The organism is Micromonospora endophytica (assembly GCF_003236305.1).
In the GTDB taxonomy this organism is placed as follows: domain Bacteria; phylum Actinomycetota; class Actinomycetes; order Mycobacteriales; family Micromonosporaceae; genus Micromonospora; species Micromonospora endophytica.
In genome coordinates this window covers 1-2,415 of the sequence record NZ_POTX01000427.1, presented here as the reverse complement: position 1 = coordinate 2,415, position 2,415 = coordinate 1, and the positions used below count along the sequence as shown (strand labels likewise).

Annotated in this window: 5 protein-coding genes; 2 read left to right on the top strand and 3 right to left on the bottom strand. The window is 67.2% G+C overall.

Translation table 11 applies throughout. The features are described from left to right. Positions 1–86: 86 nt before the first annotated feature. The 3 genes from C1I93_RS30110 to C1I93_RS30100 are packed head-to-tail and all read right to left on the bottom strand — an operon-like array spanning position 87 to position 900. Positions 87–287 (bottom strand): hypothetical protein, encoded by a 201-nt coding sequence (locus tag C1I93_RS30110; RefSeq protein WP_111246621.1) that lies wholly within the window; start codon positions 285–287, stop codon positions 87–89. Next, a complete protein-coding gene (locus C1I93_RS30105; RefSeq protein WP_111246620.1) occupies positions 284–541 on the bottom strand; it encodes a flavin reductase in 258 nt (85 codons plus the stop codon). The genes C1I93_RS30110 and C1I93_RS30105 overlap by 4 nt, the downstream gene beginning before the upstream one ends. Continuing rightward, complete coding sequence (locus tag C1I93_RS30100) at positions 538–900, bottom strand: hypothetical protein (protein ID WP_258378381.1); 363 nt, start codon at positions 898–900, stop codon at positions 538–540. The genes C1I93_RS30105 and C1I93_RS30100 overlap by 4 nt, the downstream gene beginning before the upstream one ends. A gap of 196 nt (positions 901–1,096) precedes the next feature. Between C1I93_RS30100 and C1I93_RS30095 the strand changes: the two genes are divergently transcribed. After that, positions 1,097–1,843 (top strand): DUF5753 domain-containing protein, encoded by a 747-nt coding sequence (locus tag C1I93_RS30095; protein ID WP_111246622.1) that lies wholly within the window; start codon positions 1,097–1,099, stop codon positions 1,841–1,843. After that, positions 1,831–2,025 carry a DUF397 domain-containing protein gene (locus C1I93_RS30090; protein ID WP_111246618.1) on the top strand — a complete coding sequence of 65 codons (195 nt, stop codon included), beginning with the start codon at positions 1,831–1,833 and terminating at the stop codon, positions 2,023–2,025. The genes C1I93_RS30095 and C1I93_RS30090 overlap by 13 nt, the downstream gene beginning before the upstream one ends. The last annotated feature ends 390 nt before the right edge of the window (positions 2,026–2,415 follow it).

Genomic DNA, 2,415 nt, shown 5'->3' with positions numbered 1-2,415 from the left:
AGGACCCGATGGACGATGCGCTGGAAACCCGCTCTGAACGCCTTCGCCATCACCTTCAGCGACCGCTTCCCGACCGCTGAAACCTACTAACCAAGATCGCCGGAAACACCGTTGGCGAGACAGGCCCGGTTGATCAACTCGTCGGCATTGATGAGGCCGGAGGCGACGCCGCGAAGTTTCTCCCGCCACTCCTCGTCGAATTCGACGCCTGCTAGAGCGGCGTTCGCGACGGCGTGGGCGACCGCGGTTTCGACGTCGGCGGTGCTTGGTGAGCTTGCCGCTGTCACATGCCGGAGCGTACCGGAACCCAGTCGGTGAAACGTCTGTGCAGGTTCGTGGGGTAGTCACCGGGGTGGAGGTCGGCGAGTTGGACGGTGGCCTCTTCGCGGAGCGCGACCAGGTGGACCAACAGTCCCGGCATGTCGCCGCGATACTCGGCGAGCAGGCGCAGCTTCGCCGGTGAGCAGGGCCAGGCGGTGCCGCATGCCTGGCAGCGCCACGTCGGGCGGGACGGGACGTGATCGCGCAGGCGCGGCCTCATCTGTCGCTCCCGGTGGTGCCGCGCCGCCGGCGGGGAGACCGACTTCCGCCCGGCGGGGGTACGAGTCTAAGTCCGGCCGGTCGTACGAACAGCTCGCGGCGGTCGATGGCGTCGCCGTTGCGGTCGAGTTGGTACACCTGGATCCAGGTCCAGTCGTAATAGGTGTGCCGGTCGGTCAGCTCGCGGATCACCCGGACCGTGATCGGCTTGGCGAACTGCGGCGACGCCTCCCGGGTCAGCAGATACACGCCAGGCGCGACGCGGGGAGTGCCGTCCTCCCGCCGCCCGGGATCTGGACTGGCCGGGCGGCTCGTCCAGCGTGACGCGGGCACGGCATTCGCGGGCCTCGGTACAGACATAGGCGACCTCCTCCATCGGCATGGGATGTCGGGGCCGCCGTATAGGTGCTTCCCCGGTCCGGGCGGCGGCCCGGCAGCAGGGCGCCTGGTTTGCCCCTGGGTGCCATCTATCGCAACAATCGCTGATTGCATGTGGACGGCTACACCGCGTAGATATAGATTCATCAGACGTCGCAGACGTCTCGTGGAGGTGGTCATGAACCAAGCGCTGAGGGCGGCCATGGCCGATACCGGTCAGACCATCGAAAGTCTTGCCGAGCAGGTCGGTGTGGATCCGAAGACGGTTGGGCGGTGGATTACGCCGGGCCGCGTGCCTCATCCGCGTCACCGTGCAGCGGCGGCTGCTGCGCTTCGGCGCGAGGTCGAGGACATTTGGCCGGACGTTTTGAAGCGCCGTGAACCGCCGTGGCTGCGACCGTGGGTGGAGACGGAGCTTCAGGCAACTGCGCTGCGGTCCTTCCAGGTCGCTGTCATTCCGGGCTTGTTGCAGACACCGGCGTACGCGTCGGCAGTTCTCAGCTGCGGGTTGCTCGAGCCAGACGAGGTGGCCGACTACGTCGAGACTCGTATGCGCCGTCAGAAAGCAGTACTGGAACGGCGTAAGCCACCTCTCTTCGTCGCGGTCGTTGACGAATTCGCCCTACGCCGTGGAAGCCCGGAGATCATGCATCCGCAGCTCGACCACTTGGTCAACATTGCCCAGCGGCCCAACATCCTCCTGCACGTGCTGCCCTTGGACGCTGGCCTGCATGCCGGGCAGGCGGGACCGTTCGTCATAGCGACAACCGAAGACGGCGATGTTGCGTACCTCGATGACCAGGCGGCCGGACGGCTGACAAACGAGACCACCGGCCTTTGGTCCATTTGGGATACGCTGCGTTCGGTGGCACTTCCGCGTCGCCAGACCCTCGACTACCTAGAGGCACGATCATGGCTGACCTGACTGGCGCCGTCTGGCGCAAGAGCATCCGGAGCAGCTCCAACGGGGGCGACTGCGTAGAGGTCGCTGACAACCTGCCCGGCGTGGTCGGCGTACGGGACTCGAAGGACCCGACCGGCCCGGCGCTGACCTTCACTCCCGCCGCCTGGCGGCTCTTCGTCGCCCAACTCGCCGGCCGTCTCTGACCCAAGGCGCTGAACGGGTGTCGCCCCGGCCCTTGTGGGGCCGGGGCGACGGTGTTGCCGCAGGTAATCAGCTACGCGGCACGTTCATCCGCTCGGGGATGCGAGTTGCGGCATCTCGCGTCTTCCCGACTGGTCGCCGGCACGAGTTGCGGCATGTCGCGGCTTCCGGACCGGTTTTGGGCACCAGTTGCGGCGTCTCGTGAAGGACGCGGGCAGCAAGCGGTCCCGCCAGCCCGCGCTGCCCTCCTCTTGTGGCCGATCTTGAAACGACTGTGGCCGGAATCCTGGCGCGAAACTGTCCTCCGCCGGGGACCGCCGGGGGCACTTTCGCGCCCGGATCCCTGCCGTGGGCGCCGCCGTCAGTGGGAGCGGAGGGGGTGGGGGCAGTGG

Coding starts and splice junctions, on each gene's coding strand:
- C1I93_RS30090 (WP_111246618.1), top strand. CDS start 1,831: ATGGCTGACCTGACTGGCGCCGTCTGGCGCAAGAGCATCCGGAGCAGC.
- C1I93_RS30105 (WP_111246620.1), bottom strand. CDS start 541: ATGAGGCCGCGCCTGCGCGATCACGTCCCGTCCCGCCCGACGTGGCGC.
- C1I93_RS30095 (WP_111246622.1), top strand. CDS start 1,097: ATGAACCAAGCGCTGAGGGCGGCCATGGCCGATACCGGTCAGACCATC.
- C1I93_RS30100 (WP_258378381.1), bottom strand. CDS start 900: ATGTCTGTACCGAGGCCCGCGAATGCCGTGCCCGCGTCACGCTGGACG.